Genomic DNA, 25,312 nt, shown 5'->3' with positions numbered 1-25,312 from the left:
GTTGAATTGACTTGGGGGAGGCTTTTGCCCATCTTGCCGCCCCACTGATGACGACAGCGTCATCTTGTCCGACGAATGTGCCGGATTGCAATTTTTGGATTTATCCTTATTTGGCAGCGTGTCGCTCGCCCTTTTAAGGCGCTAGGGCGACCAGCCCGATTTCATGCCTTGCCCCGACAGGCCTCGCCAAAGGTCCGTTTAAGCTAAGGATTGCTTCGTTTTCGTATTGTGAACGGCCCGCCCATGCCTGTTGTCATCGTTGAGTCGCCCGCCAAGGCGCAGACGATCAATAAATATCTCGGTTCCGGCTATCAGGTGATCGCCTCCTATGGCCATGTCCGCGATCTGCCGGCCAAGGATGGCTCGGTGGAGCCTGATGCCGATTTCACCATGATCTGGGAAAACGACGCGAAAGCCGGCAAGCGTCTCACCGACATCGCCAACGCGGTGAAGGCGAGCGACAAGCTCATCCTGGCGACCGACCCCGATCGCGAAGGCGAAGCGATCTCCTGGCATGTCCTGGAGATCCTGCGACAGAAGCGCGCCATCAAGGACATCCCGATCGAACGCGTCACCTTCAACGCCATCACCAAGGATGCCGTGCTGAAGGCGATGAAGGCGCCGCGCGATATCGACGAAGGCCTCGTCGATGCCTATCTCGCCCGCCGGGCTCTCGACTATCTGGTCGGCTTCCGCCTCTCGCCGGTGCTGTGGCGCAAACTGCCGGGTGCCCGCTCGGCGGGCCGAGTCCAGTCCGTCGCTCTGCGTCTGGTCTGCGACCGCGAGCTGGAGATCGAGCGCTTTGTGGCGCGGGAATACTGGTCGCTGATCGCGACGCTCGCCACGCCGCGCGGCGACATCTTCGAGGCGCGTCTCGTGGGCGCCGACGGCAAGAAGATCCAGCGCCTCGATGTCGGCACCGAGAAGGAGGCACTCGCCTTCCGGGCTGCGCTCGACCAGGGCCGCTACGTGGTGGCCAGCGTCGAGGCCAAGCCCGCTCGCCGCAATCCCTTTCCGCCCTTCACGACCTCCACCCTTCAGCAGGAAGCCAGCCGCAAGCTCGGCCTGTCGCCCAACCGCACCATGCAGGTCGCGCAGCGCCTGTATGAGGGGGTCAATCTCAATGGCGAACAGGTGGGCCTGATCACCTATATGCGTACGGATGGCGTCGACATGGCGCCCGAAGCGATTGCCGCCGTGCGCAACATGATCGGCAAGAGCTACGCGCCACCCTATCTGCCGGAGACACCGCGCAAATACACGACCAAGGCCAAGAATGCGCAGGAAGCGCATGAGGCCATCCGCCCGACCGATCCCTTCCGCCTGCCCAAGGACGTGGCGAAGTTCCTCGATAGCGAGCAGGCGCGGCTCTATGAGCTGATCTGGAAGCGCACCATCGCCAGCCAGATGGCGCAGGCGGAGCTCGAACGCACCACCGTCGACATCCTGGTCGAAGCGGGTGGACGCAAGCTCGATCTGCGCGCCACCGGCCAGGTGGTGAAATTCGACGGCTTCCTCACGCTCTACAATGAGGATCGCGACGACGATGGCGATGACGAGGATGGCAAGCGCCTGCCGGGCATGTCCGCCGGCGAGAATCTCGAAAAGAAGTCCATCGCCGCGACCCAGCATTTCACCGAGCCACCGCCGCGCTACAGCGAGGCGACGCTGATCAAGCGCATGGAAGAGCTCGGCATCGGCCGCCCCTCGACCTACGCCGCCACGCTCGCCACCCTGCGCGACCGCGACTATGTCTCGATCGAGAAGAAGCGCCTGAAGGCCGAGGACAAGGGCCGGCTCGTCACCGCCTTCCTCGAAAGCTTCTTTGCGCGCTATGTCGAATATGATTTCACGGCGGCGCTGGAAGAAAAGCTCGACCGCATTTCCAATCACGAACTCGATTGGAAGGAAGTCCTGCGCGACTTCTGGAAGGATTTCTCGGCGGCAATCGACGGCACCAAGGAATTGCGCACGACCCAGGTGCTCGATGCCCTCAACGATCTTCTCGCTCCACATATCTTTCCCGACCGCGGCGATGGCTCCAATCCACGCCAGTGCCAGGTTTGTGGCACCGGCACGCTATCCTTGAAGCTTGGCAAGCGCGGGCCCTTCATTGGTTGTTCCAACTATCCAGAATGCCGTTATACGCGTAACTTTTCCGCCAGCGGCGAGCAGGCTAGCGAGGGCGAGAACGGCAATGGCGGCGAGGCCGGCACCAAGAAACTGGGCGCCGATCCGGATACGGGCCTCGACGTCACCCTGCGCGATGGCCGATTCGGTCCGTATGTCCAACTTGGCGAGGGCGACAAGCCCAAGCGCACCAGCCTGCCCAAGGGCATGAATCCTGCCGGCATCGATCTCGAGCGAGCGCTCGCTTTGCTGGCGCTGCCGAGGGAGGTCGCTGTCCATCCCGAGAGCGGCAAGCCCATCCTGGTCGGCATCGGCCGCTATGGCCCCTATGTCCAGCATGAGCGGACCTATGCCAATCTCGACAAGGACGATGACGTGCTCTCGATCGGCGCCAACCGTGCCATCGACCTCATCCATACCAAGGAGAACAACGGCGCCGGCCGACGCTTCGGCGCGGCAGCCCCCGCTGGCCGGGCGCTGGGGGATTTCCCGGGCGGCGGCAAGGTGGAGGTGCGCCCCGGCCGCTATGGTGCCTATGTCACCAACGGCAAGGTCAACGCGACCTTGCCCAAGGGCGTCGCAGCGGATGCCGTGACGCTGGAGCAGGCGATCGAACTGATCGCCGCCAAGGGCGGCAAGGCAGCTCCGGCCAAGAAGGTTGCGGCAGCGGCGAAGAAACCGGCAGCCGCCAAGGCACCGGCTTCGAAGAAGACCGCCGGCACCAAAAAGGTAGCCACCGGCAAGGCAAAGACGATCATCGACTCCGACGAAGTGCCCTTCGACAAGGATTGACGCTGGGAGCGCGGACATCTTGTCCGCCCTTGAACCACGCCAATTCCCAGAAAACACGACCGCCGATCGGGTATCACAGCCGAAAGCGGATGCGCGCCCATTTCGAGAGCTTGGTGGTTCAAGAGCGGACGAGACGTCCGCGCTCCCGGCGCTACCAGCGCCCCTTCCGCTTGTTCCAGGCAAACAGTACATCGGCAAAGCGGTCATAGCCAAAGCGCGTCAGCTGGATCACTCCGGGCGCCCCGAGGAGCGAGGCGATCCATCCCTGCCTTGGCGTGCGCCGCCAGATCGCCAGCGCTACGTCGGCGCCCACCAGCAGCCGTCCGCTCTCATCCGTCGCATGCAGCCGCCGCCGGATGTCGTCGAGGCTGGCGCCGAATCGGGCCAGCGCATCGGGTTGCAGGTTGATGTCGAGAAATTCGATACGGCCGGCCTTCACCGCATCCAGCAGCTTGCTGCGCTGGTGCCGGATGCCGGCGTCGCAGACGGGGCATTTGGTGTTGTACCAGACCGTCAAGGGTCTAACGATTGCCGGCGCCTTGCTGTCCGCCATCCCACTTCTTCCTCAACCTCGGTGCAGGATAGCATCTCTCGTCTATGTTGCAGTGCAACATTGGCATTGACAGCATGTCGCACCACCCTTATATGAGTGTCGTCCGGCCCGATTGGGCCGCTTTTGCAATCCGGCCTGTGCCAGCTGATTGCCCTTAGAAACAAGACTGTCTGTCCCGGGCACTTTGATGTTCCTTGCTCTCCTGCTCTTTGCCTGACTCTGGCTCTGCCGCGCCGAGAGGTCCCCAAGCGCTTTGCTCCAGGGATCGCCGCGCAGATCATCCTCGACAGACATCATCGCCAACTCAGCCGCCGCGCAAAAACGCGCGCCCCGCTCTTTGGCTTCGACAAATACCCTGTGCGTTGGTCTATGATGCCCGCTTTCAAGCCCCGGCTCCCAACGCCAATCCGGAATTCTTTCTGTGGTTCGTAAATATAAGACTACCCAAGCGCTGGAGCCCTCTCTTCCCAGCCGCGAGGATATCCTCGCATTCATCGCCCGCTCCCGCGGCCGTGTCGGCAAGCGCGAGATCGCCCGCGAATTCGGGCTTAGTGGCGCCGACAAAATCGCGCTGAAGCACCTCCTCGACGAATTCTCCGAGGAAGGCGCCGTGCAGCGCACCCGCAAGGGCTTCAATGCCCCCGGCGCCCTGCCCTCCTCGCTGGTCGCCGACATCATCGGCCGCGACCGCGATGGCGAACTCATCGCCGTGCCCTCCGACTGGAACGAGGACAATGGCAAGCCGCCGCGCATCCTCGTCACCGTGCCAAAGCGCCTCGGCGGCGCGGCGCCCGGTGTCGGCTCGCGCGTGCTGCTGCGCCTTGCCGACGGCGGTTCGGACCACCATCCGAGCGGGCGCGTCATCAAGGTGCTGGAGAAGCTGCGCCAGCGCATTCTCGGCGTCTTCCGTCGCCTGCCCAATGGCGAAGGCCAGGTCATGCCGATCGAAAAACGCAGCGCCGGCCGCGACCTCATGGTTCGCCCGGAAGACACTGCCAACACCAAGGACGGCGAACTCGTCGCCATCGAACCCCTGCGCGGCTCGCGTGGTGGTCCGCCCATGGCACGCATCGTCGAACGCGTCGGCGAGGTCGGCAGCGAGAAGGCTATCAGCCTGATCGCCATCTACTCCCACGACATTCCGCATGTATTTCGCAAGGACACGATCGAGGAGGCCGAAGCGGCCAAGCCGGCGACGATGTCCGGCCGGGAGGACTGGCGGCGCCTGCCGCTGATCACCATCGATCCGGCCGACGCCAAGGATCATGACGACGCCGTCCACGCCGAGCCGGACCCCAACCCGGCCAATCCGGGCGGTCATATCCTCACCGTGGCCATCGCCGACGTCGCCGCTTATGTGAGGCCGGACACGCCGCTCGACCGTGAGGCTCTCATCCGCGGCAATTCGGTCTACTTCCCGGACCGCGTCGTACCCATGCTGCCGGAGCGGATCTCGAACGATCTGTGCTCGCTGCGTCCCAATGTCGACCGTCCGGCGCTGGCGGTGCGCATGATCGTGGCCCCCGACGGCCGCAAGCTCAGCCATAGCTTCCATCGCGTGATGATGAAGTCGGCGGCCAAGCTCTCCTACCAGCAGGCCCAGGCCGCCATCAACGGCAACCCGGATGAGACCACAGGTCCGCTCCTCGAGCCGGTCCTGCGTCCGCTCTGGGCTGCCTACACCTCTCTCAGGACCGAGCGTGACGGACGCGGCCCGCTCGATCTCGATCTGCCCGAGCGCAAGATCCTGCTCAAGCCCAACGGCATGGTCGATCGTGTCGTCGTCCCCGAAAGGCTCGACGCGCATCGGCTGATCGAAGAATTCATGATCCTCGCCAATGTCGCGGCGGCCGAGACGCTCGAAGCCAAGAAGACGCCCTTGGTCTACCGCGTGCATGACGAGCCCTCGATGGAGAAGATCATCGCCCTGCGCGAGTTTCTCCACACGCTCGACATCCCGCTTTCCAAGCAGGGGGCGATGCGGCCGAACCAGTTCAACACCATCCTCGAACGCGTGGCGGGCACGGACAATGCCCATCTCGTCAACGACGTGGTGCTGCGCTCCCAGAGCCAGGCCGAGTATTCGGCCGACAATATCGGGCATTTCGGCCTGAATCTGCGCCGCTACGCTCATTTCACCTCGCCGATCCGGCGCTATTCCGACCTCATCGTGCATCGCGCCCTGATCCGTGCCCTGCATCTGGGTGAGGACGGCCTGCCGTCGGAGATGACGCCGGCTTTGCTCAACGAGATTGCCGGCAAGATCTCCGCCACCGAACGCCGCGCCATGACCGCCGAGCGTGAGACCATCGATCGCCTCATCGCCCATTTCCTGGCCGATCATGTCGGCGAGATCTTCCAGGGCCGCGTCTCCGGCGTGATCAAATCGGGCCTGTTCGTGAAACTCCTGGAAACAGGTGCGGACGGTTTCGTGCCAGCCGCGACGATCGGTCACGATTATTATCGTTTCGAAGAAGGCTCACATCAGCTTATCGGTGCGGCGACGGGGGAATCCTTCCAGCTTGGCGACGTGGTATCCGTCAAGCTTGTGGAAGCGGCTCCCTTTGCCGGGGCCCTGCGGTTCGAGATCGTCTCGGACGGCACGCGCCGGCGCCCGCCGGGCCGCAAGGCCGGCGTCATGAGGCGGCCGCGCATCACGGACCGCAAGGGCAATGGCGCCAAGCGCAAGGCGGCCAAGGCCGCAGGGGGCAAGAGACGGCGATGATCGAGTATCGGCCTCAGCAGCGGGACGTGGCGCTTGCCATGCGGCGCGGTGCCTTCGGGCGCTGCCCCAACTGTGGCAAGGGCCGGATCTTCACCGCCTATTTGAAGGTGGCGCCCCGCTGCAGCGTCTGCGGCGAGGATCTCTCGCATCACCGAGCCGACGACGCGCCGCCCTATTTCACCATGCTGATCGTCGGCCACATCGTGGTGGCCGGCATCCTCACCTGCGTGATGACCTCCGACATTCCCCTCTGGATCCTCGGCGTCGTCTTCGGCACGCTCACCGTGGTGCTCTCGCTGGTGCTGCTGCCAATGATCAAGGGCGCCATCATCGGCCTGCAATGGGCCAACCGCATGCATGGCTTTTCGGGCGAAGCCGATCCTGATGCCATCTCGCCCTATTGACCATGCCCGACGCCGAGATCCTCGCTGGTGTCAGAACCAGGCCTGTTGCGCCGCGTGACGCGGCATCGCTGATTCTCGTCGACCGCTCCGGCCGCAAGCCCCGGGTGCTGATGGGCAAGCGCCATCCCGGCCACGTCTTCATGCCCGGCTTCATGGTCTTCCCGGGCGGCCGGGTGGAAGCCGCCGACCGTTCGATGCGGGTCTATGGCTCGCTGGCTGCTCATACCGAGCGCAATCTCCTCGTCCGCATGGCGCGTCCCTCGCCAGGCAAGGCCCGCGCGCTGGCGCTTTGCGCCATCCGCGAGACCTTCGAGGAGACCGGCATCCTCATCGGCGAACGTGGCCTCGGCGCGCCCACGACGAGCAGCGTCCATTGGCGCGCCTTTGCCGAGCGCGAAGTCTATCCGGCCCCGGAGCCGCTCTCCTTCGTCGCCCGCGCCATCACGCCCAGCCGCTTTCCGCGCCGCTTCGACACGCGCTTCTTCGTCGCCGATGTCAGCCACATCGCCGGCCGGACAGAGGGCGTGACCGGCCCTGACTCCGAGTTCGTCGAGACCCGGTGGCTGACGGTCGAGGAGACGAAACAGGAAAATCTTGCCGACATCACCCGCATGATTCTCGCCGAGGTCGAGAGACGGCTCAAGCTCGGGCTCGAGAAGGACCTGCCAGTGCCCTTCTTCCATGAATGGCGTGGGACGTGGCGGTGCGACGAAATCTGATGTCTTTCGAATCCTCCCTCTCTGCGGCCGATCAGACCCTTGATCGGGCCCGCCTCGTTACCATCGCTGCCGCGATCATCTGCATCTCCGTGGCGGGCATCGGCCTGTCGCTGACCGCGCCGCTGATTTCGCTGCTGCTTTCCGCACAGGGCGTGAGCGCCACGGCGATCGGCGCCCAGACTGCCTTTGCCAGCCTTGCCGGCCTCCTCACCAGCCCCTTCGTGCCACGCCTCGCCCGCTCCTTCGGGCTGAGGAACTTCCTGCTGGCGACGCTCGCTTTGGCGGCGTTCACCATGAGCCTCTTCCCGCTGCTGCCGACCTTCTTCGCCTGGTGTGTGCTGCGCTTCCTGTTCGCATGCTCGATCAACGCCTTGTTCGTACTGTCGGAATACTGGATCAATGCCGCCGCGCCCAATGCCCGTCGCGGCTTCATCATGGGCATCTACGCGACCTCCCTGTCGCTCGGCTTTGCAGCCGGCCCCGCGCTGCTGGTGCTGAACGACGGCGCCAGCCTGTCGCTGTTCCCAGTCGGCGGCTGCTTCTTCGCCGTCGCGGCCGTGCCGATTTTCTTTGCCGGCCGCGACGCGCCGCCGCTGGAAGGCCGGGCTGGCCTCTCGATCTGGCGCTTCATCCTGATCGCGCCCGTGGCGACCATGGCCGCCTTCATCTACGGCGCGGTTGAACAGGGAAGCTTCGCCTTCATGGCGCTCTATGGCGAAGCCCTGCAACTCGGCCAGGAGAATGGCGCCTGGCTGCTCACTTTGTTCGGCCTCGGCAATGTCGTCTCGCAGATCCCGCTCGGCCTGCTGTCGGATCGGACGAACCGCCCGCTGCTCCTGCTGAGCTGCGCGCTGATCTCGGCCGTCGGGGCTCTGGCAATGCCGCTCTGCTCCGGCAGCCTGCCGCTCCTCCTGGTGCTCGTCTTCGTCACCGGCGGCATGGCGGGCGGGCTCTACACCATCGGGCTTGCCCATCTCGGCTCCCGCTTCTCGGGAACGGCGCTGGCCACCGCCAATGCCACTTTCATCATGCTCTATGCTCTCGGCATGATGATCTCGACCCCCGTGCTCGGGGTGGTGATCGACGCGGTGCGCCCGCATGGCTTCGCCTTCGGGCTCGCGGCGCTCTTCGGTCTCTACGCCCTGCTGGTGGCCTGCCGGCTCGGCGAGCGCGCGAATTGAGGCTTTCGGCCCGTTTCTATGGTTGACTTCGGCGCGTTCCTGAGTAGTGTGCGCCAAGATTCAAAGGGCCGCGCCGTTGCGCGGCTTTGCTGCCTTAGCCCCTCCGTGGTCCGGTAGCAATATTCGGAGCAATCACCATGGCCAAGGCCGCAACCATCAAGATCAAGCTGATTTCGACAGCTGACACGGGCTACTTCTATGTCACCAAGAAGAACACCCGCACGAAGACTGAAAAGCTCGCAATGAAGAAGTACGATCCCGTTGCGCGCAAGCATGTGGAGTTCAAGGAAACCAAGATCAAGTAAGATCTCCTGGGAGCGCGGACGTCCCGTCCGCTCTTGAACCACGATCACGGGGCGCCTCTTGGCGCCCTTTATTTTTGGCAATCGCGATGGCCCCCCTGCCCCTCGGTAAATCTGTCGACATCCTGCCGCGGCCCATGCCCGAAAGACGCGTGCACGAGGGCGCAAGCGTGAGGCTGGAACCGCTGGCGGAAACCCACGTGCCGTCGCTCTGGCAGGCGGCGCAAGGTGCCGATTTTTCCTTCAGCTATCTGCGCTACGGCCCCTTCGCCTCTGAGGAGGCGATGGCGGGTGGCGTGCTTGAACTGTCGCAGCGCACCAGCCAGCCTTTCTGGGCGGTCTGTCCCACGCCGGAAGGCACAGCGAAGGGCTGGCTATCCCTCTGCGATATCGAGCCCGCCAATGCGGCCATCGAGATCGGCAGCGTCTGGTATTCCCCGGCGCTTCAGCGCAGCCGGGCAGCGACCGAAGCCATCTTCCTCTTGATGCGCCACGCCTTCGACGACCTCGCCTATCAGCGGCTGGTCTGGCGTTGCGCCGCTCTAAACGCCGCCTCGCAGGCAGCAGCCCGGCGCTACGGCTTCCAGCGCGAGGGGATCTGGCGCTCGGCGGTGGTCGTCAAGGGCTGGCAGCGCGATGTCGCTTGGTTCTCGATGCTGGCGACGGAATGGCCGGCGCGCAAGGCGGCCATTGGCGCCTGGCTCGCCGACGGCAATTTCACTGCGGACGGTCATGCGCTAGAACGGCTGGAGAGGTAAAGTCTCCGGGGAGGCCTCATGTCCCTTCGCATCGAGCGCTTCGATCACATCGTCCTGAACTGCAGGGACGTCGAGGCCACTGCATCCTGGTATGAGCGCGTGCTGGGCATGCAACGCGAGGTCTTCGGCCAGGGGCGTACCGCCCTCAAATTCGGCAACCAGAAGATCAATCTGCGGCCGGCCGACTTCGATCCCGGTGAATGGGCAACCGGTGTCAACGACCGGCCTGGTTCCGGTGATATCTGCTTCATCACCCGGGCCGAACCCGATGAAGTCGTTGCTCACTTCCGAAAGGAAGGTATCGAGATCGTCGACGGTCCCGCCACACGCCAAGGCGCTCTCGGCCCGATGACCTCTGTCTATTGCCGCGACCCGGACGGAAATCTCATTGAAGTCGCAAGCTATCCGGCGAAGTAACGCTTACTCCCCCAGGAAGCTGCGCACCGTCTCCAGGAACTTCGCCACCGAGATCGGCTTGGAGAGGTAGGCCTCGCAGCCCCCCTGGCGGATGCGCTCCTCATCGCCCTTCATGGCGAAGGCGGTGATGGCGACAACGGGAATCGACTTCAGCTCGTCGTCATCCTTCAGCCAGCGCGTGACCTCCAGCCCGGATACCTCCGGCAACTGAATATCCATCAGGATGAGGTCGGGGCGATGCGTGCGGGCGAGATTCATCACGTCGACGCCGCTGCGCGTCTCCACGATGTCATAGCCGTGAGCTTCCAACAGATCGTGGAAAAGCTTCATGTTGAGCTCATTATCTTCCACGATCAGGACTTTCTTGGCCATTGAGCCCCTCGTCTGCGGTACAATGCAAGCAAAGCGGGATAGACCCGAATCTCTTGCACCCGTGATCCTGCACGGCATTTTCACTTAGCACTCAGTCCTTACCAAACGGGAAATTCGATGCTCAAGCAAAGAGGCAGCGAAGAGGCGCAAAAGCAACGCGCGGAACAAATCGCCGCGCAGGCACTCGGCTTCATCGCCGGAGACCCGGATCGACTCGCGAATTTCTTTGCGCTGACTGGCCTGGCGCCCGACGAGATTCGATCCGCCGTCACCCAACCCGGTTTTCTTGCTTCCGTGCTGCAGCACGTTCTCTCGGACGAAGACACCGCATCTGCCTTCGCCGCCGAGAACGATCTGACACCGGAAGATCTCCAGCGCGCCGCCGCCCGCCTCGGACTTCATTGGGACTGAACCATGGGCGCGATCTGCCGCGATTGCCTCAGCGATGTCGGCGAAAGAGAGCGCTGTCCCACCTGCCGCTCGCCCCGCATCATCGGGCATCCGGCACTGGAAAAGCTGTCGATCGCCCATGTCGATTGCGATGCCTTCTACGCAACGATCGAAAAGCGCGACGATCCCTCTCTCGCCGACCAGCCGGTGATCGTGGGCGGAGCCAAGCGCGGCGTGGTCTCCACCTGCTGCTATATCGCCCGCACCTATGGCGTGCGCTCGGCCATGCCGATGTTCCAGGCCTTGAAGCTCTGTCCCGAAGCCGTCGTCATCCGGCCCAACATGGAAAAATATGTCCAGGTGGGACGGCAGGTGCGCGAGAGGATGCTGGCGCTGACGCCGCTGGTCGAACCGCTCTCGATCGACGAGGCTTTTCTCGACCTCACCGGCACCGAACGCCTGCATCACGCCAGCCCCGCCCGCACGCTGCTGCTCTTTGCCAACCGCGTGGAGAAGGAACTCGGCATCACCGTTTCCATTGGCCTGTCCGGCAACAAGTTCCTGGCCAAGACCGCCTCGGATCTCGAAAAGCCACGCGGCTTTGCCGTGCTCTCGCCGGAGGAAGCACCCGCCTTCCTGGCTCAGCGCCCGATCTCCTTCATCTGGGGCGTTGGCAAGGCGGGCGCAGCGCGTTACGAGCGGGACGGTCTGCGCACCATCGCCGACCTCCAGAAGGCCGGCGAGATCCCGCTGATCAGGCGCTACGGCGTCGAGGGCCAGCGGCTGGCCCGCCTTGCCTTCGGCCGCGACACCCGCAAAGTCGATCCGGAGGGCGACCGCAAATCCGTCTCGGCGGAGACCACTTTCGAGCACGATCTCGCGACCGGCGAGAATCTCCTGCCCATCCTCTGGCGTCTCTCCGAAAAAGTCTCCTCACGCCTGAAGAACGCCTCGATCGCCGGCTCCACGGTGACGCTCAAGCTGAAATCGGCCGATTTCAAGCTCCGCACCCGGGCCCAGGGCCTGCACGAGCCGACGCGCCTTGCCACCCGCATCTTCGAGACCGGCAAGAAGCTGCTGGCGAAGGAGACGGACGGCACGCAATACCGCCTGATCGGCATCGGCGTCACCGGCCTGGTCGATATGGCCGATGCCGACCATGGCGACCTCGCGGACCCGCTCGCCAAGCGCCTGGTGGCGGCCGAGGATGCCATCGACGCGGTGCGCGCGAAGTTCGGCAAGGCTGCGGTGCAGAAGGGTATCGCGTTTCGGCCGGAGAAGGACGAGGGGTAAACCGGGTGCACGGGTATCCTGCCCGTTCATCCTTTCCTGTAAGCGCCGCGGTTCCAGGAACGGGCAGGATGCCCGTGCACCCGGAACTACTGCGCCCGATACACCCCTATATCGAGCTTCCTGCCGCCATTGATGTTGATGCCGTCGACCCTGGTCACCAGCGCTGCCTTGGTGCCATCGGTCGCCAGGCGCGCCAGGAAGGCCGGTTCGAACTTGGCATCGACGAAGGCCGCGCGGCAGGTCCCTTGTCCCAGGAAGTCAGCGGCGCCCGCAGCGTCCGGCAGCTGCAGGTCCGTGCCGGCGAGGAACACCAGGCTCGGCTCGCGGAAGCCGACGCTGGCGGCGTGGACATGCGGGCATTGCGGGGTCGCGGCCGCCGCGACCAGGCGCGGGCTGATGGCGATGGCCTGGAGCTTGGGGATGGCGCCGGCATAGACGCCCCAATAAAGCAGCAGGCCGGTGGCAAGGCAGCTCAGCACGGCCTCGACCTGCCGTCCTTGCCCAAGTTGCTTCCAGCAGACGATGGAGGCGGCAATGGCGAGGAGCCCGAGAAGCAGGGCAAGCCAGGCAATCTCTCGCTGGTAGAACCAGACGGCACCGATGGCCACCGCGGCCAGGACGGTGGCAAGCAAGGGGATGAGCCCGGCCACGATACGCTCCCAGAGCGCCCGAGGCAGGCCATCCGTGAACAGCGCTGCCGAGATCAGGATCGATATCGCCGGATAGACTGGCAGCACGTAGTGCGGCAGCTTGGTCGGGAAGAACTCGAACACCAACCAGAACGGCACCAGCCAGGCCAGCAGGAACATCACCGCGGGCTCGCGGCGGTGGCGCCAGACCCAGGGTGCGGCCAGCGCCGCCAAAGGCGCAAACGGCCAGAACGTGCCCCATAAGACAGCGAGATAGGTGCCGGGCCAGCCGCCATGCGACTCCTGTGCGCCCGCCACCTTGTTCAGCATGTCCTCGCCAACCGATTGCTGCAGGAAGGCGCCGCCCGTCTGGATCATGATGGCGATGAACCAGGGCGAGACCAGCACCAGCGTGAAGATCAGGCCGTAAAGCCAGTGCAGGCTCTTCAGCCACTGCCAGTCGCGCGTGGCGAACCACCCACCTCCTGGACCGGCAGCGGGTGCATCCGCGCGCCGGCAGAGAGCGACGAGCGTGGGGCAGGTGAGCGCGACCAGGAGGAAGCCGATCGGTCCCTTGATCAGGATCGAAGCGGCCATGCCGATCCAGAAGATCGCCGGCAGGACCAAGCCGCTCGGCGCCACCAGGCGGTTGCGCGAGGCCATGAAGAAACGTGCCAGCACGCTCACCATCAACATCACGGTGAAAAGCTGCGTCGCATCCGTCTTGCCGAGCCGCGCTTCCACGCCGAGCAGCACGCAACCCGCCATCATCATGCCCGACAGCAGCGCCGGCTGCCGGCCGACGAGCGGCAGTGCGGTCCACCAGGTCAGCAGGATGGCGCCGATGGCGGCGGTTAGCGAGGGGATGCGGTAGAGCCAGATCGTGGTGCGCGCCTCGGGCACGCCCAGCTTTTCACCCAGGCTGACCGCTGCGGCCTGCAGCCAGTAGATACCCACCGGCTTCTTCAGCCGCGCCTCGTCCTGGAAACGGATGGAGACATAGTCGCCGCTCTCCAGCATCTGCTTGGAGGCCTGGGCGAAGCGCGGCTCGTCACGGTCCATCGGCGGCAGCGTGGTGAAGCCGGGCGCGAGAGCGAGAAAGGCAGTGAACAGCAGTGCTGCAAGGGTCAGGAGATTGGACGCGGCCACGCGGTCGAAAACCTGGCCAAGCGTGCTTTTCTGCATGAGCGGGGGATTGAGTGTATCCGCCATTCACCATCTCCCCTTCGAGCGTTCAGACGTGCGGTCGCGCCGGTCAGCTCGCAATATTGGCCCAGGTCCAGCGCGAGGGAAGGTCGCTGCCGGCATCGAGATTGGGCTTCCCGTCCCACAGGCGCTTGGCCCAGGCATCGTAGAGCGCCTGATCAAGGGCGTTTTCCTCGCGAATGCGCGCGCGCAAGGCATCGCTCAGATCCTGAACTCGCACGCTGTTCTCCGGCGCGGCATGGATGTGCGGCAGCTTCTCGAAAGATACGCCGAGTTCCTCCGCAATCCGCGCGACGACATTGTCGCAATTGCGGTAGTCTCCCACGAACCAAAACTTGTCGAAATGCTCGGACATGAAATCGAAGCGATTGCGCTCCGACATGAAACGCAGCTTCGTCGAGGAGAGGCGGTAGTAATTCTTGAGGTAGAAGCGACTGATACGGTTGCGCTTGATGGTACCGTACCACTTCTCGAACGACCAGCCTTTCACGCGATGCCGCTCGGCCGCAGTCTGCAGGAAGTTGTACATTGAAACGCACCAGGAAGTCGGATCGCGCAGGAGACCGACCTCCCAGATCGGGTGGCCCTGGAAACCTTCAATGGCGCTGCGCGGCAGCCGGTGTCCGTAAAGGATGCGCATTGCTTCGCGTTGGCTCTGCGGCACACGTTCAAGCGGCTTCAGCCAGGGATCGCGTTCCTTCTCGCTGTAGATCAGAGCCGCCTGTTCGGGCGGCAAGGCGTCGATGAGAAAATTGCGCACACTGATCCCGGCACATTTGAGAATGTGCGGAAAGAAAAAAACAACCTGATTATCGTTCATGATGTCCTTACGCCCGCAAATGGCGACCCCAGCAGGGCTCGAACCTGCGACCTAGCGCTTAGAAGGCGCTCGCTCTATCCAGCTGAGCTATGGGGCCCCGAGGCCGGCGGCAAGAGCCAGCCTGTACTTGCGTTCAGCCAGCGCGGGGTCTCAATGGGTCCCAGGATCTCAATGGGCCCCAAGATCTCAATGGGTCCACTGACCGACGCGCGAAACCTTGAAATTATCCGAATAGGAAAGGATCTTGGTCGTTGGGTCATGTGGCTCGAAGACCTGGAAGGCGATGCCGTTGCGCTCGGCGTAGGCGATCGCTTCCTCCTTGGTGGCGAAGTGCAGCTTGATCTGCTGCTTCATGTCGCCAGAGGAGGTCCAGCCCATCAGAGGCTCGACCGAGTGCGGCTCTTCCGGCTCGAACTCCAGAAGCCAGTTCTTGGTCTTGGCGGAACCCGACTGCATGGCCGTGCGCGCCGGCTTGTAGATCTTCGCTGTCATCGTTGGCCGTCCGCTTTCTCGTCTGTCCTCATGTCTGGTCGGGGCAGCAGGATTCGAACCTACGACCTACAGTACCCAAAACTGTCGCGCTACCAGGCTGCGCCATACCCCGTTCAGAATGAGTGATGTGCTTAGTAAGGGCACGCGGCGCGAACCGCAAGAGCCTGTGAGACGCTTTTACCAAAGCTGTTCAACACTTGGAATATAGGCATGCTATTTGCCAAGGTTGGAAATCGGGAAGGGCGAAGGCGGAGGCGTCATTCCGGCTGTAGCGTGTCCTCCCAAGCTTCGCTTGGGAGTGGGAACGCCGGAATCCATGAACACAACCTCCGAGGGACAATGTTCATGGATTCCGGGTCTTCCTTCGGTCGCCCGGAATGACGCCCTCCTCGGTCCCCGAACTCGCGGGCCCCTCGCCCTACTGTTCCTTGAAGATAGGATAGCTGACTTTGTCCCCGGGCTGGATGCCCAACTTGTCGGAGAGGCCGCCGATCACTTCCAGCACCGCCAGCACGGGCGCACCCGAGGAGATGGTGTTCGTCGACAGCGGTTCGGCGCGCTTTTCGACGCGCTGAATGCTGCCGTCGCTCTTGATGAAAATCATGTCGAGCGGGACATAGGTGTTTTCCATCCAGAAGGTGGCGATGCGCTCGTTCGGGAAGGGAAACAGCATGCCTTTGTCGTCGTCGAGGCTGTGGCGGAACATCATGCCGCGCTGCTGCTCGTCGTCCGTTCGCATGACCTCGACCTGGAAATCATGCTTGCCGCTGGCTGTGGTGATGGAAAGGGGCTCGAAGACCCCGTCTTCGGCAAAAGCACATGGAAGGACAAAAAAGCTAACAAAAAACACGAAAAAGGCGATATAAATCGTTGGAAAGATGGAGTATTTCGGCATCTTCTTAATGCGATTGAGGGCCGGACGGGCCGTCGGCGAGCTTCAGTTCCGCCGCCATCAGGCCCTTGGGTCCATTGCCGAAGCGCACCATGAGCGTCTGCCCCGGCTTGAGATCCATGATGCCGAAGCGCCGCAACGTCTCCATATGGACGAAGATGTCGGGCGTGCCGTCGCCGCGTGAGACGAAACCGAATCCGCGCAGGCGGTTGAACCATTTCACCGTGGTGGGCTCGAAGCCGCCGGAGGGCGTCACCTGCACATGGGTGCGCGCCGGCGGCATCTGGGCGGGGTGCACGGCGGTGGATTCATCCATCGACAGGATGCGGAAGACCTGCAGGCCCTTGGCGCGCTGGGTTGCCTCGACCACCACGCGTGCGCCTTCATAGGCGGCCTGGAAACCGTCGCGCCTGAGTACGCTGACATGCAGAAGGATGTCCTGGCCGCCATTGTCGGGCACGATGAACCCATAGCCCTTGGCGACGTCGAACCATTTGATGGCGCCGGCAATCTCGATCAGGCCAACCGGTCTCTCATCCAGATGATCCCCGGTTTCCCGACCTGGCCCGAACCTGGATTCAAAATCGTTCGTACCCATCTACGCCATCCAACACATCGCCCACGGATTGGGCTGCCGCACGATTCTTGACGTTGCTACGATAACACTGCTAGGCGTCACGGAAAGCCCGAATTAACAATTTTGTGCATCAACTTCGTGCAACAGCGATACTTCCTCGAATTCGCCCGATTTTCATGGCTTCGCGCCACTCTCGAGCACAAAATTCCCTAATATGTCGCCGATCTCGCCCCTCAGCAGGAGGTGCGCATAACGGTCGCCGGGCGTCGGCTCCCTGTTGATGATGACAACATTGGCCCCCTGCTTGCGTGCCAGTCGCGGCAAATCGGCGGCCGGGTAGACCACCAGGGAGGAACCGACCACCACGAATAGATCGCTCGTTTTGGCGAGTTGCGTCGCCCTTTGCATTGCGATTTCCGGCATCGGTTGACCAAAGGAAATGGTGGCGGTCTTCACAAAGCCGCCGCAGCCATCACAACGAGGCGCCTCGCCCGTCGCTGCGAACGAGCCTCGCAGATCCTCGATCTCATAGCGCCTCGCGCAATCGAGACAGGCGGCATAGGTCGTGTTGCCATGCACCTCGATCACCGCATCGTCGGGAATGCCGGAGGCCTGGTGCAGATTGTCGATGTTCTGGGTGATCACCGCAGGGCTCTTGCCGGCCTTGATCCAGGAAGCGATGGCCCTGTGCCCGCGCGTGGGGCGAGCGCGACGCATCTCGCCATCCATGTCGAAGCGCCGCCGCCAGGTCTCGCGCCGTGCTTCGTCGCTATCGAGGAAATCCTGGAACAGGATCGGCTTCATCCGGCTCCAGCGCCCGCCGGGCGAGCGGAAATCGGGAATGCCGGCTTCCGTTGAGAGGCCCGCCCCCGTGAAGGCCACGATACGGCCGGCCGATCGCAGCATCACATCGAAGCGAGCGAGGTCCTCGGCAGGCACAGTCTTCTTGTCGTCAACGATCTCAGGCATTAGGCCTTAGTATCTCCGGAGCAAAGCGCGTTTAAGCATAAACGCGCTTTGCTCTAACTCCTTGTTTCGACGCGTCTTTGCGATTCTTGCCGATTCCGTCAAATCGCAAAACGCTTTGGAAACTCTCTTGCCCCAGAAACGCGATGAGGAAACGATGAAATATCTGCACACCATGGTCCGCGTCCGCGACCTCGATGCTTCCCTTAAATTCTATGTCGATCTGTTCGGCCTGGTCGAGGCCCGCCGCCATGAGAACGAGAAGGGCCGCTACACCCTCGTCTTCCTGGTGGCGTCCGAGGATCTCGATGCCTTCAAGGCCGGCAAAGCCCCTGCCCTCGAGCTGACCTACAATTGGGACACCGAGGACTATGGCTCGGCCCGCAATTTCGGCCATCTCGCCTATGAGGTCGACAATATCTACGACTTCTGCGCCAGATTGCAGAAGGCCGGCGTCACAATCAACCGCCCCCCGCGCGATGGCAACATGGCCTTCGTGCGCTCGCCCGATCTCATCTCGATCGAGATCCTGCAGAAGGGCGATGCCCTGGCCCCGGCCGAGCCCTGGGCCTCGATGGGCAACACCGGCGTATGGTAATTTGCCAGGTTCCAGGCCCAAAAAGCCTGCAACCGCCGGTTTCCACATAATTGTCAAAAGGCGGCATATTCCTCTTGCCGCCTTCGATTCCCCAATCTATATGTCCGCCCCGCCGCGCCCTTCGTCTATCGGTCAGGACGCCACCCTTTCACGGTGGAGAGAGGGGTTCGATTCCCCTAGGGCGCGCCAGATTTATTTGAACCCAAGCTAGATGTGTCTTCCGCTGAATGCGGCGCTTTATGGCGTGGGTACCGCGTTGAAATCGCCTTGCGGTTTCTGACTTTGATTCCCGGCATCACCTACCCACATCATACTTCTTCCACCGCCACCCAGCCAGGACGCTCACGCAATGTGCGGACGCCTGAAGCAGACAGGTCCGGAACTTCCGGGCATCTTCTCGGAGATGGGCTCTACCGAGGAGGAGGTGGCCCGCGCCTGGAAGGCCCACTACAACGGCTCGCCCACGCAATGGCTGTGGATCGTCCGCCGCATTCCCGGTTCGGGCCGCAATGAACACTGCCTGATGCGCTGGGGCCTCATTCCGAATTGGGCCAAAGACCCCACCACGATGCCCCTCATGTTCAACGCGAGGTGCGAGGGCATTCAGGACAAGCCGGCCTTCCGGGGTGCCTACAAGAGCCGCCGCTGCCTTGTGCCGGTGGACAATTTCTTCGAGTGGCGGAAGACGCTCGGGGAGAACGGCAAGCCCATCAAGGGACCCAAGCAGCCCTATGCCATCGCCATGGCGGACGGCTCGAAGTTCGCCCTGGGTGGCATCTGGGAGAGCTGGACGGACCCAGCCACGGGCATCATTACCCGCAGTTTCGCCATCGTGACCTGCGAGCCGAACAGCCTCATCGCCACCATCCACGACCGTATGCCGGTGATCATCGCCCCGGACAACTATGAGCGCTGGATGGCCAATATCGAGCCGGACCCGGCGGATCTCATGGTCCCCTTCCCGTCCGAGCTTATGGCCATGTGGCCGATCTCCTCGAAGGTGAGCACAGCGAGTTACAACCAGCCGGACGTTACGGACCCGATAGAGGACGATCAGTTGCGCTAGTCGGCCTTTGCCTATATTCAGCTACCGTCGGGCAAAGTTGTATATGATAATGTCGGCGTGGTAGTAATACTTGGCAGCCAAAATGATAGAGCGCTTAATACACTGCCACATCATATTAAAGGCCCACAAGAATGGGAAATTTTTACCAGATATTCAATATCGCAACCACCGATCCGCAAAATGTTTCACTTGAGACCTATAGAAAAACATTTCCCTTTTCGGTGAAAACAAATCGAATTTACGCAAACGAATATACCTATAAATTCGGCTATTTGATGGTGCTTCGCGGCTATATAATGGTCTTTGGTGGCATAGCTTCAATCACTTTAAGTATTGTATTTTGCTTGCTATTTACAGAAATTGACGCTTTTCGACAAACATTCATGCAAATCCCACTGCCGGAGTGGGCTTGGCCATGGAATCATTTATCAAGAGAATTCATGTTGCAGAATCTTGTTGATGGAAATCTTTTATTATCAAAAAATGAGATCGATACATACCTTAGAGTGTGCGATTTTGTGAGCTTGTTTTGGTTGATATGGCTAATTCTTATCTCTTTTGCCAATGTTATAATTGTGGGCGGATTTGATGTACGCAAGGCATTGATAACTCTTGCTGTTGTGGCTATATTTTTGGTGTGGGCTTCCGCACAAAATATACTCTTGTATAAAAGCATTGCTCCGTCTGTATATGACGACTTGCTATGTTTAGCCCTTAAGAAAACAATAATCATCTCCTTTACGTACTTTATACTCACGTATTTCATAACTATTCTTATTGTGCAATTCAAACGCAGGCCGCGACCACAGGAATTTGCGGAGGATATACCTGAATGAACTTTGTTAGCGCCGTCGCCCTCTTGGCCGCCATTGTCATCCCTTCCGGCCGCTTGATCTAGCGCGGTGCCTCTCCCTCGCAGACCTCTCAGCCGCCCGATACGTCGCCAACAGAGGAAAGGCCAGAGACCTGTACCTGTCCGCAGGCTGCCTCCTCCTCTGGACGCACTCACTGATGCCGGACAGCAGAAAGCCCGCCAGTGACTCCTAGCTAGGTCTCTAAGAGCATTCCGGCGAAGGTGGGAGAATGCCGTTTCATGATCTGCCTGCGGAACTATTTGGGTCCGGGTCATGTTGGCCTCTAGAGCCCCGCAAGGCAGCCTCTACGCCGGTCACGCGGGGACCAAGGAGTTTACCCGATGACCACCATTCTCGTAATTGTCCTGCTCATCATCCTTCTGGGTGGCGGAGGATTTTATGGCAGGGGCCGCTGGTTCTAAGCCGATAGCGCTGAACGAGGCGCTCGCCCTTTCAATAGCCCGATAGATGCTCCCGCGTCCCATCCCGAGTTGCTTCGCGGTCTCCGTGGGAGTTTTCCCCTCTGTGTGGAGCCTGCGAATCTCCTCAGCCTCAGGCCACCGAATGAAAAGGCGTGAGAGAGGCAGCTTCGACGCTGAGAGATGCCCGTTCGGCTTTGTACGCTCTGGTACGATTGAGAAATGTAAACGGACATCTCGACAGCCGCTTATGTCTGAACGTTGGAACGAAGCACTGACGGCTTGGACTGTCCTTGGTTGCCCGCCAAACCGATCGTCAGCGACCGGATCAATCGACAATACCCTGTCTGGTATCCTCCTCCAGCGGCGCAAGAATAAAAAGCGAACGGCTCTTGACTTCCGTTCGTTGCCATGCTTTATTCCCTAACGGAATGAGGCGTCAGCGGTCGGTGTATGATCAACCCGGCTCCGAACGCCTCCATCCACCCCGACAGCCTGTCCACGCGATAGGCGCACGGCGGTCCTGCTTCTCTCGAAGCCGGCTTCCAGGGGTGACGAGCGGGACAGACGGGATCGGCACCCCATGGAAGTGCCACGCGATGGAAATACCACGCAATCCCTGGACGGAGCGTGAAGGGCTTGAGCCCGGCAACGCCTTTCGTCCCATCTCCCGCCGATGCGGTGAAGACGGCTCATGCCACTGTCCGGCCAGGACTGCAGCGCTGAGCCCCTTGACCGAGCCGGCTGGCTCAGGTTCGGATGGTCCGTGCCATCCGCTCTTGGCTCGCCTCCGCCTGCATAAGGCGGAAAAAACAGGTGGCCTTGCGCGCCTTGTCAGCGTGCCGGGCAACCGGAACAGGGCGATGGCGGCTCGCACCGACAGTGCGGCCTGCATCTTCCATGATCATGCCTTCACGGCTGCCCTGCAGCCGCCATCGCCCGGTCTCCTCATCAACCCAGCCGGAAAGGGCGTGGGAACGAGGGCGTTTGCGCGTTGTGGTGGGAAGGCGGTGCAGGCGAGAGAGTGTGACGCTCGGGGATCGTTAAAAAATCAGTGAACCGGCAAGCCGGTGTTCAGAGAGCAGGAGAGGCGCGCAAGCGTCGCGCTTGAAGCACTTATTTTTTACGATCCCTAAGGTATCGCCTGAATCAGCCGGCCCGGTGCTTCCAGCTCCGCCTTCACGCTTTTTATGAAGGCCGCAGCATCGAAACCGTCGACCACGCGGTGATCGAAGGACGATGACAGGTTCATCAGCTTGGCGATGGCGATCTGTCCGCCGCGCACCACAGGCCGTTCGACGATCTTGTTGACGCCGACAATGGCGACCTCGGGCGGATTGATGATCGGGGTCGCCATGATGCCGCCGAGCGGACCGAGGCTGGAGACGGTGATGGTCGAGCCGGTCAGCAGCTCACGGCTCGCCTTGCCGTTGCGGGCAAGCTCGCTGAGCCTGACGATCTCGGAGGCCAGTTCCCGCAGCGAGAGAGTCTCGGCGTGGCGGATGACCGGCACCACCAGGCCGCGCGGCGTCTGCGTGGCCACGCCGATATGCACGGCGCCATGGCGACGGATGATCCCCGCTTCGTCGTCATAATGGGCGTTGACGCCGGGATGCTGGGCGATGGCACGGATCATCGCCCGGATGAGGAAGGGCAGCAGCGTCAGCCTGGGCCCGTCTTCCGAGCCGTTGAGATCGGCGCGCAGTGTTTCGAGGGCGGTGACATCGATTTCCTCGACATAGGAGAAATGCGGGATGCTGCGCTTGGATTCGAGCATGCGCTCGGCGATCTGGCGGCGCAGGCCGACGATTTTCACTTCCTCGATCACCTCGTCGGGCTTGGCCGAGGAAACTGCCGGCCGGCCGAACTGCGTCAGGGCCTGGTCGAGATCGGCGTGCTCGATGCGCCCGTCCGGGCCGCTGCCCCGCAGGGTGGCGGGATCGAGCTTCAGGGCCGCCATCCGCGCCCGCACCGCCGGCGCGGCCAACACCTTGCCGGAGTGGGTCTCTGCTGCTTTGGGAAGCGGCGCAGTGGGTTCCACTGGCGGAGCAGCGGGCTTTGGCGCCGGCTTGGGCGCAGCCGCCTTGCCGTTGGACGCCGCCTTTTCCGGCTTGGCCACGGTCGCGATCACCACGATCTCCGAGCCGATCGCTGCCATGGCGCCGACCTCGCCCTGGCGGGAGAGGATGCGGCCGGAGACGGGCGAGGAAATCTCCACCGTCGCCTTGTCGGTCATCACATCGATCAGCGGATCGTCTTCCTTGATGTCCTGGCCGATTTCGGCGTGCCAGGCAACGATCTCGGCTTGGGCGATGCCCTCGCCCACATCCGGCAGCTTGAACACGAAGTTGCTCATGGGGTTCTCCCGGGTGCGCGGACGTCGCGTCCGCTTCATTCTTTTCGTCAGGCGTTACGTTTCCAAGAGCGGACGTCGCGACATGCAAGCATGTCGCTGTGATGTCCGCGCTCCCAGTTTAGCCCACCATCACGCGTTTCATTCCTTCACCCACGCGCCGCGGGCCGGGGAAATAATGCCACTCGAAGGTGTGCGGATAGGGCGTGTCCCAGCCGGTGACGCGCTGGATCGGCGCCTCGAGGTGATGGAAGCAGCGCTCCTGCACCAGGGCCGAAAGCTCGGCGCCATAGCCGCCGGTGCGCGTCGCCTCATGCACGATCAGGCAGCGGCCCGTCTTCTTCACCGACGCCTCGATGGTCTCGATATCGACGGGCAGCAGCGTGCGCAGGTCGACGATCTCGGCGTCGATGTCCATTTCCTCGGCCGCGGTCAGCGCGACATGCACCATGGTGCCATAGGCGAGCACGGTGAGGTCCTCGCCCGGCCGCACGACCGCCGCCTTGCCGAGCGGCACGGTGTAATGCTCGATCGGCACATCCGACCCCGGCTGGTCGGTCCAGGGGCGCATGGGCCGGTCGTGATGGCCGTCGAAGGGGCCGGAATAGAGGCGCTTCGGCTCGAAGAACAGCACGGGATCGTCGTCCTCCACCGCGCTGATCAAGAGGCCCTTGGCGTCATAGGGATTGGAGGGGATCACCGTCTTCACGCCGCAGACATGGGTGAACAGGCCTTCCGGGCTCTGGCTGTGGGTCTGTCCGCCGAAGATGCCGCCGCCATAGGGCGAGCGGATGGTGATGGGCGAATTGAACTCGCCGCCGGAGCGATGGCGCAGCCGCGCCGCCTCGGAGACGATCTGGTCGAAGGCGGGATAGATGTAGTCGGCGAATTGGCACTCGATGATCGGCCGGAGCCCATAGGCGCCCATGCCGATCGCCACCGCGATCAGGCCGCCCTCGGCGATGGGCGCATCGAAGACGCGCTGGTCGCCATAGCGCTGCTGCAGGCCCTCGGTACAGCGGAAGACGCCGCCGAAGAAGCCGACATCCTCACCGAAGAGCAGCACATCGGGGTCACGCTGCAGCATCACATCCATGGCGGAGTTGAGCGCCTGAACCATGTTCATGGTCGCCATCACGCGCCCTCCTCTTCGGACCCGGCATTGAAGCGCTCCAGCTCCGCGCGCTGCTCGCGCAAATGCCAGGGCATCTCCTTGAACACATCCTCGAACATGGTGCCGGCCTCGTGATGCGGCCCGTCGCTGAGGATGCCATGGCTCTGCGCCTGCGCATTGGCAGCGCGCACCTCTTCCTGCAGCGCCGTGGCCTGCTCTGCATGGCGCTCCTCGCTCCATTCGCCGAGGCCGATGAGATGCTGCTTGAGCCGCAAGATTGGGTCGCCCAGCGGCCAGAACTGCTCTTCGTTACCCGGCCGGTAGCGAGAGGGATCGTCGCTCGTCGAATGCGGGGCGACGCGGTAGGTGAACAGCTCTATCAAGGTTGGCCCATGGTTGGAGCGCGCCCGCTCGGCCGCCCACCGCGTCACCGCATAGACCGCGAGGAGATCATTGCCGTCGACGCGGATGCCGGGGATGCCGAAGCCGATGGCGCGCGAGGCGAAGGTCGCCTCCTCGCCGCCGGCAACACCCTGGCTGGAGGAGATCGCCCACTGATTGTTGACGAGGTTGAGGAGCACCGGGGCGTGATAGACGGCGGCGAAGGTCAGGCCGTGATGGAAATCGCCCTCGGCAGAGGCGCCCTCGCCCACCCAGGTGGCGGCGATATGGCGGTCATGCTTGTAGGCCGAAGCCATGGCCCAGCCGACGGCCTGAGGCACCTGTGTCGCTAGGTTGCCGGAGAGCGAGAAGAAGCCGGCCCCCTTCGCCGAATAGAGCACGGGCAACTGGCGGCCCTTCAGCCGATCGAGCGAGTTGGAATAGATCTGGCACATCATGTCGAAGATCGGCCAGCCGCGCCCGATCAGGAGGCCCTGCTGACGGTAGCTCGGAAAGCACATGTCGCCGGGCTCGAGCGCGAAGACCTGGCCGATGGCGACGGCCTCCTCGCCCGTGCATTTGAGATAGAAGGAGGTCTTGCCCTGGCGCTGGACCTTGAACATCTGCTCGTCGAAGGCGCGCGTCAGCATCATGGCGCGCAGGGCCTTGCGCAGTGTCTCGGCATCGAGCTTGGGGTCCCAGGGGCCGACGGCCCTGCCCTCGTCGTCGAGCACGCGCACCAGGCCGAAGGCGAGGTCGCGCGTCTCGGAGGCCTTGGCGTCCATAGAGGGACGCTGGGCCTGACCCGCCGCCGGCAGGTTGAGATAGCCGAAGTCGGGCGTATCGCCGGGACGGAAATGCGCCTCCGGCACATGCAGGCTGAGGGGCGGCACTTCGTGCTTCATTCCG

The 25,312-nt window shown here is 62.7% G+C and carries 24 protein-coding genes and 3 tRNA genes; 14 read left to right on the top strand and 13 right to left on the bottom strand.

Features of this window, described 5'->3' with window-relative positions:
- Positions 1–243 precede the first annotated feature (243 nt).
- Positions 244–2,922, top strand: coding sequence for a type I DNA topoisomerase (gene topA / locus QQL24_RS10140; RefSeq protein ID WP_284311851.1), 2,679 nt, complete (start codon positions 244–246; stop codon positions 2,920–2,922).
- A 151-nt stretch (positions 2,923–3,073) separates the two neighbouring features.
- Here topA and QQL24_RS10135 read toward each other — a convergent pair whose 3' ends face one another.
- A complete protein-coding gene (locus tag QQL24_RS10135) occupies positions 3,074–3,475 on the bottom strand; it encodes a thiol-disulfide oxidoreductase DCC family protein (RefSeq protein WP_284311850.1) in 402 nt (133 codons plus the stop codon).
- A gap of 421 nt (positions 3,476–3,896) precedes the next feature.
- Between QQL24_RS10135 and rnr the strand changes: the two genes are divergently transcribed.
- The 7 genes from rnr to QQL24_RS10100 all read left to right on the top strand — a co-directional run bounded on the left by rnr (position 3,897) and on the right by QQL24_RS10100 (position 9,981).
- On the top strand, positions 3,897–6,200 hold the full coding sequence (rnr, locus tag QQL24_RS10130) for a ribonuclease R (RefSeq protein ID WP_284311849.1): 2,304 nt from the start codon (positions 3,897–3,899) through the stop codon (positions 6,198–6,200).
- A complete protein-coding gene (locus tag QQL24_RS10125) occupies positions 6,197–6,604 on the top strand; it encodes a DUF983 domain-containing protein (RefSeq protein ID WP_284311848.1) in 408 nt (135 codons plus the stop codon). The genes rnr and QQL24_RS10125 overlap by 4 nt, the downstream gene beginning before the upstream one ends.
- Positions 6,605–6,606: 2 nt before the next feature.
- The gene (locus tag QQL24_RS10120) at positions 6,607–7,323 is read left to right on the top strand and encodes an NUDIX hydrolase (RefSeq protein WP_284311896.1); all 717 of its coding nucleotides are present in this window, start codon (positions 6,607–6,609) and stop codon (positions 7,321–7,323) included.
- A complete protein-coding gene (locus tag QQL24_RS10115; protein WP_284311847.1) occupies positions 7,323–8,504 on the top strand; it encodes an MFS transporter in 1,182 nt (393 codons plus the stop codon). The genes QQL24_RS10120 and QQL24_RS10115 overlap by 1 nt, the downstream gene beginning before the upstream one ends.
- A gap of 137 nt (positions 8,505–8,641) precedes the next feature.
- A complete protein-coding gene (rpmG, locus tag QQL24_RS10110) occupies positions 8,642–8,809 on the top strand; it encodes a 50S ribosomal protein L33 (RefSeq protein ID WP_284311846.1) in 168 nt (55 codons plus the stop codon).
- A gap of 86 nt (positions 8,810–8,895) precedes the next feature.
- Complete coding sequence (locus QQL24_RS10105; protein WP_284311845.1) at positions 8,896–9,564, top strand: GNAT family N-acetyltransferase; 669 nt, start codon at positions 8,896–8,898, stop codon at positions 9,562–9,564.
- A gap of 18 nt (positions 9,565–9,582) precedes the next feature.
- The gene (locus QQL24_RS10100; protein ID WP_284311844.1) at positions 9,583–9,981 is read left to right on the top strand and encodes a VOC family protein; all 399 of its coding nucleotides are present in this window, start codon (positions 9,583–9,585) and stop codon (positions 9,979–9,981) included.
- Positions 9,982–9,984: 3 nt separating this feature from the next.
- On the opposite strand, the gene QQL24_RS10095 is transcribed toward QQL24_RS10100, so the two are convergent.
- Positions 9,985–10,353, bottom strand: coding sequence for a response regulator (locus QQL24_RS10095; protein WP_284311843.1), 369 nt, complete (start codon positions 10,351–10,353; stop codon positions 9,985–9,987).
- 117 nt (positions 10,354–10,470) lie between these two features.
- On the opposite strand from QQL24_RS10095, the gene QQL24_RS10090 reads away from it, so the two are divergent.
- Entirely contained in the window at positions 10,471–10,764 is a 294-nt protein-coding gene (locus tag QQL24_RS10090) for a DUF3572 domain-containing protein (RefSeq protein WP_284311842.1), read from the top strand.
- Positions 10,765–10,767: 3 nt separating this feature from the next.
- Positions 10,768–12,036 (top strand): DNA polymerase IV, encoded by a 1,269-nt coding sequence (locus tag QQL24_RS10085; protein WP_284311841.1) that lies wholly within the window; start codon positions 10,768–10,770, stop codon positions 12,034–12,036.
- 86 nt (positions 12,037–12,122) lie between these two features.
- On the opposite strand, the gene QQL24_RS10080 is transcribed toward QQL24_RS10085, so the two are convergent.
- The 8 genes from QQL24_RS10080 to QQL24_RS10045 form a co-directional block, all read right to left on the bottom strand.
- Positions 12,123–13,877, bottom strand: a complete 1,755-nt coding sequence (locus tag QQL24_RS10080; protein WP_284311840.1) for an ArnT family glycosyltransferase — start codon at positions 13,875–13,877, stop codon at positions 12,123–12,125.
- 43 nt (positions 13,878–13,920) lie between these two features.
- Positions 13,921–14,631, bottom strand: a complete 711-nt coding sequence (locus QQL24_RS10075; RefSeq protein ID WP_284311839.1) for a hypothetical protein — start codon at positions 14,629–14,631, stop codon at positions 13,921–13,923.
- Positions 14,632–14,711: 80 nt separating this feature from the next.
- Positions 14,712–14,788: transfer RNA gene (locus tag QQL24_RS10070), tRNA-Arg, on the bottom strand.
- Positions 14,789–14,877: 89 nt separating this feature from the next.
- A complete protein-coding gene (locus QQL24_RS10065; protein ID WP_284311838.1) occupies positions 14,878–15,183 on the bottom strand; it encodes an ETC complex I subunit in 306 nt (101 codons plus the stop codon).
- A 35-nt stretch (positions 15,184–15,218) separates the two neighbouring features.
- A tRNA-Pro gene (locus QQL24_RS10060) sits at positions 15,219–15,295 on the bottom strand.
- Between the two features lie 306 nt (positions 15,296–15,601).
- Positions 15,602–16,078, bottom strand: a complete 477-nt coding sequence (locus QQL24_RS10055) for a DUF192 domain-containing protein (RefSeq protein WP_284311837.1) — start codon at positions 16,076–16,078, stop codon at positions 15,602–15,604.
- Between the two features lie 4 nt (positions 16,079–16,082).
- Positions 16,083–16,673, bottom strand: a complete 591-nt coding sequence (locus QQL24_RS10050; protein WP_284311836.1) for a cold-shock protein — start codon at positions 16,671–16,673, stop codon at positions 16,083–16,085.
- A 153-nt stretch (positions 16,674–16,826) separates the two neighbouring features.
- On the bottom strand, positions 16,827–17,558 hold the full coding sequence (locus tag QQL24_RS10045; protein WP_284311895.1) for an SIR2 family NAD-dependent protein deacylase: 732 nt from the start codon (positions 17,556–17,558) through the stop codon (positions 16,827–16,829).
- A 217-nt stretch (positions 17,559–17,775) separates the two neighbouring features.
- On the opposite strand from QQL24_RS10045, the gene QQL24_RS10040 reads away from it, so the two are divergent.
- From QQL24_RS10040 to QQL24_RS10025, 4 genes are all read left to right on the top strand, one after another.
- Positions 17,776–18,216 carry a VOC family protein gene (locus QQL24_RS10040; protein ID WP_284311894.1) on the top strand — a complete coding sequence of 147 codons (441 nt, stop codon included), beginning with the start codon at positions 17,776–17,778 and terminating at the stop codon, positions 18,214–18,216.
- 114 nt (positions 18,217–18,330) lie between these two features.
- Positions 18,331–18,405: transfer RNA gene (locus QQL24_RS10035), tRNA-Glu, on the top strand.
- A 160-nt stretch (positions 18,406–18,565) separates the two neighbouring features.
- Positions 18,566–19,282, top strand: coding sequence for an SOS response-associated peptidase (locus QQL24_RS10030; protein ID WP_284311835.1), 717 nt, complete (start codon positions 18,566–18,568; stop codon positions 19,280–19,282).
- A 131-nt stretch (positions 19,283–19,413) separates the two neighbouring features.
- Positions 19,414–20,118, top strand: a complete 705-nt coding sequence (locus tag QQL24_RS10025; RefSeq protein WP_284311834.1) for a hypothetical protein — start codon at positions 19,414–19,416, stop codon at positions 20,116–20,118.
- Between the two features lie 1,569 nt (positions 20,119–21,687).
- Here the strand turns inward: QQL24_RS10025 and QQL24_RS10020 are convergent.
- From QQL24_RS10020 to QQL24_RS10010, 3 genes are all read right to left on the bottom strand, one after another.
- A complete protein-coding gene (locus QQL24_RS10020; RefSeq protein ID WP_284311833.1) occupies positions 21,688–22,911 on the bottom strand; it encodes a dihydrolipoamide acetyltransferase family protein in 1,224 nt (407 codons plus the stop codon).
- Between the two features lie 118 nt (positions 22,912–23,029).
- The gene (locus QQL24_RS10015; protein ID WP_284311832.1) at positions 23,030–24,043 is read right to left on the bottom strand and encodes an alpha-ketoacid dehydrogenase subunit beta; all 1,014 of its coding nucleotides are present in this window, start codon (positions 24,041–24,043) and stop codon (positions 23,030–23,032) included.
- Entirely contained in the window at positions 24,043–25,308 is a 1,266-nt protein-coding gene (locus tag QQL24_RS10010; protein WP_284311831.1) for a 3-methyl-2-oxobutanoate dehydrogenase (2-methylpropanoyl-transferring) subunit alpha, read from the bottom strand. Before QQL24_RS10010 ends, QQL24_RS10015 begins: the two co-directional genes overlap by 1 nt.
- Between the last annotated feature and the right edge of the window lie 4 nt (positions 25,309–25,312).

This window comes from Labrys miyagiensis, assembly GCF_030160835.1.
Taxonomy (GTDB): Bacteria; Pseudomonadota; Alphaproteobacteria; order Rhizobiales; family Labraceae; genus Labrys; species Labrys miyagiensis.
This window is presented reverse-complemented; position numbering and strand designations above follow the sequence as displayed.

Coding starts and splice junctions, on each gene's coding strand:
- QQL24_RS10135 (WP_284311850.1), bottom strand. CDS start 3,475: ATGGCGGACAGCAAGGCGCCGGCAATCGTTAGACCCTTGACGGTCTGG.
- QQL24_RS10120 (WP_284311896.1), top strand. CDS start 6,607: ATGCCCGACGCCGAGATCCTCGCTGGTGTCAGAACCAGGCCTGTTGCG.
- QQL24_RS10010 (WP_284311831.1), bottom strand. CDS start 25,308: ATGAAGCACGAAGTGCCGCCCCTCAGCCTGCATGTGCCGGAGGCGCAT.
- QQL24_RS10030 (WP_284311835.1), top strand. CDS start 18,566: ATGTGCGGACGCCTGAAGCAGACAGGTCCGGAACTTCCGGGCATCTTC.
- QQL24_RS10090 (WP_284311842.1), top strand. CDS start 10,471: ATGCTCAAGCAAAGAGGCAGCGAAGAGGCGCAAAAGCAACGCGCGGAA.
- rpmG (WP_284311846.1), top strand. CDS start 8,642: ATGGCCAAGGCCGCAACCATCAAGATCAAGCTGATTTCGACAGCTGAC.
- QQL24_RS10100 (WP_284311844.1), top strand. CDS start 9,583: ATGTCCCTTCGCATCGAGCGCTTCGATCACATCGTCCTGAACTGCAGG.
- topA (WP_284311851.1), top strand. CDS start 244: ATGCCTGTTGTCATCGTTGAGTCGCCCGCCAAGGCGCAGACGATCAAT.
- QQL24_RS10085 (WP_284311841.1), top strand. CDS start 10,768: ATGGGCGCGATCTGCCGCGATTGCCTCAGCGATGTCGGCGAAAGAGAG.
- QQL24_RS10020 (WP_284311833.1), bottom strand. CDS start 22,911: ATGAGCAACTTCGTGTTCAAGCTGCCGGATGTGGGCGAGGGCATCGCC.
- QQL24_RS10040 (WP_284311894.1), top strand. CDS start 17,776: ATGAAATATCTGCACACCATGGTCCGCGTCCGCGACCTCGATGCTTCC.
- QQL24_RS10050 (WP_284311836.1), bottom strand. CDS start 16,673: ATGGGTACGAACGATTTTGAATCCAGGTTCGGGCCAGGTCGGGAAACC.
- QQL24_RS10105 (WP_284311845.1), top strand. CDS start 8,896: ATGGCCCCCCTGCCCCTCGGTAAATCTGTCGACATCCTGCCGCGGCCC.
- QQL24_RS10095 (WP_284311843.1), bottom strand. CDS start 10,353: ATGGCCAAGAAAGTCCTGATCGTGGAAGATAATGAGCTCAACATGAAG.
- QQL24_RS10025 (WP_284311834.1), top strand. CDS start 19,414: ATGGGAAATTTTTACCAGATATTCAATATCGCAACCACCGATCCGCAA.
- QQL24_RS10115 (WP_284311847.1), top strand. CDS start 7,323: ATGTCTTTCGAATCCTCCCTCTCTGCGGCCGATCAGACCCTTGATCGG.
- QQL24_RS10065 (WP_284311838.1), bottom strand. CDS start 15,183: ATGACAGCGAAGATCTACAAGCCGGCGCGCACGGCCATGCAGTCGGGT.
- QQL24_RS10055 (WP_284311837.1), bottom strand. CDS start 16,078: ATGCCGAAATACTCCATCTTTCCAACGATTTATATCGCCTTTTTCGTG.
- QQL24_RS10125 (WP_284311848.1), top strand. CDS start 6,197: ATGATCGAGTATCGGCCTCAGCAGCGGGACGTGGCGCTTGCCATGCGG.
- QQL24_RS10080 (WP_284311840.1), bottom strand. CDS start 13,877: ATGGCGGATACACTCAATCCCCCGCTCATGCAGAAAAGCACGCTTGGC.
- QQL24_RS10045 (WP_284311895.1), bottom strand. CDS start 17,558: ATGCTGCGATCGGCCGGCCGTATCGTGGCCTTCACGGGGGCGGGCCTC.
- QQL24_RS10015 (WP_284311832.1), bottom strand. CDS start 24,043: ATGGCGACCATGAACATGGTTCAGGCGCTCAACTCCGCCATGGATGTG.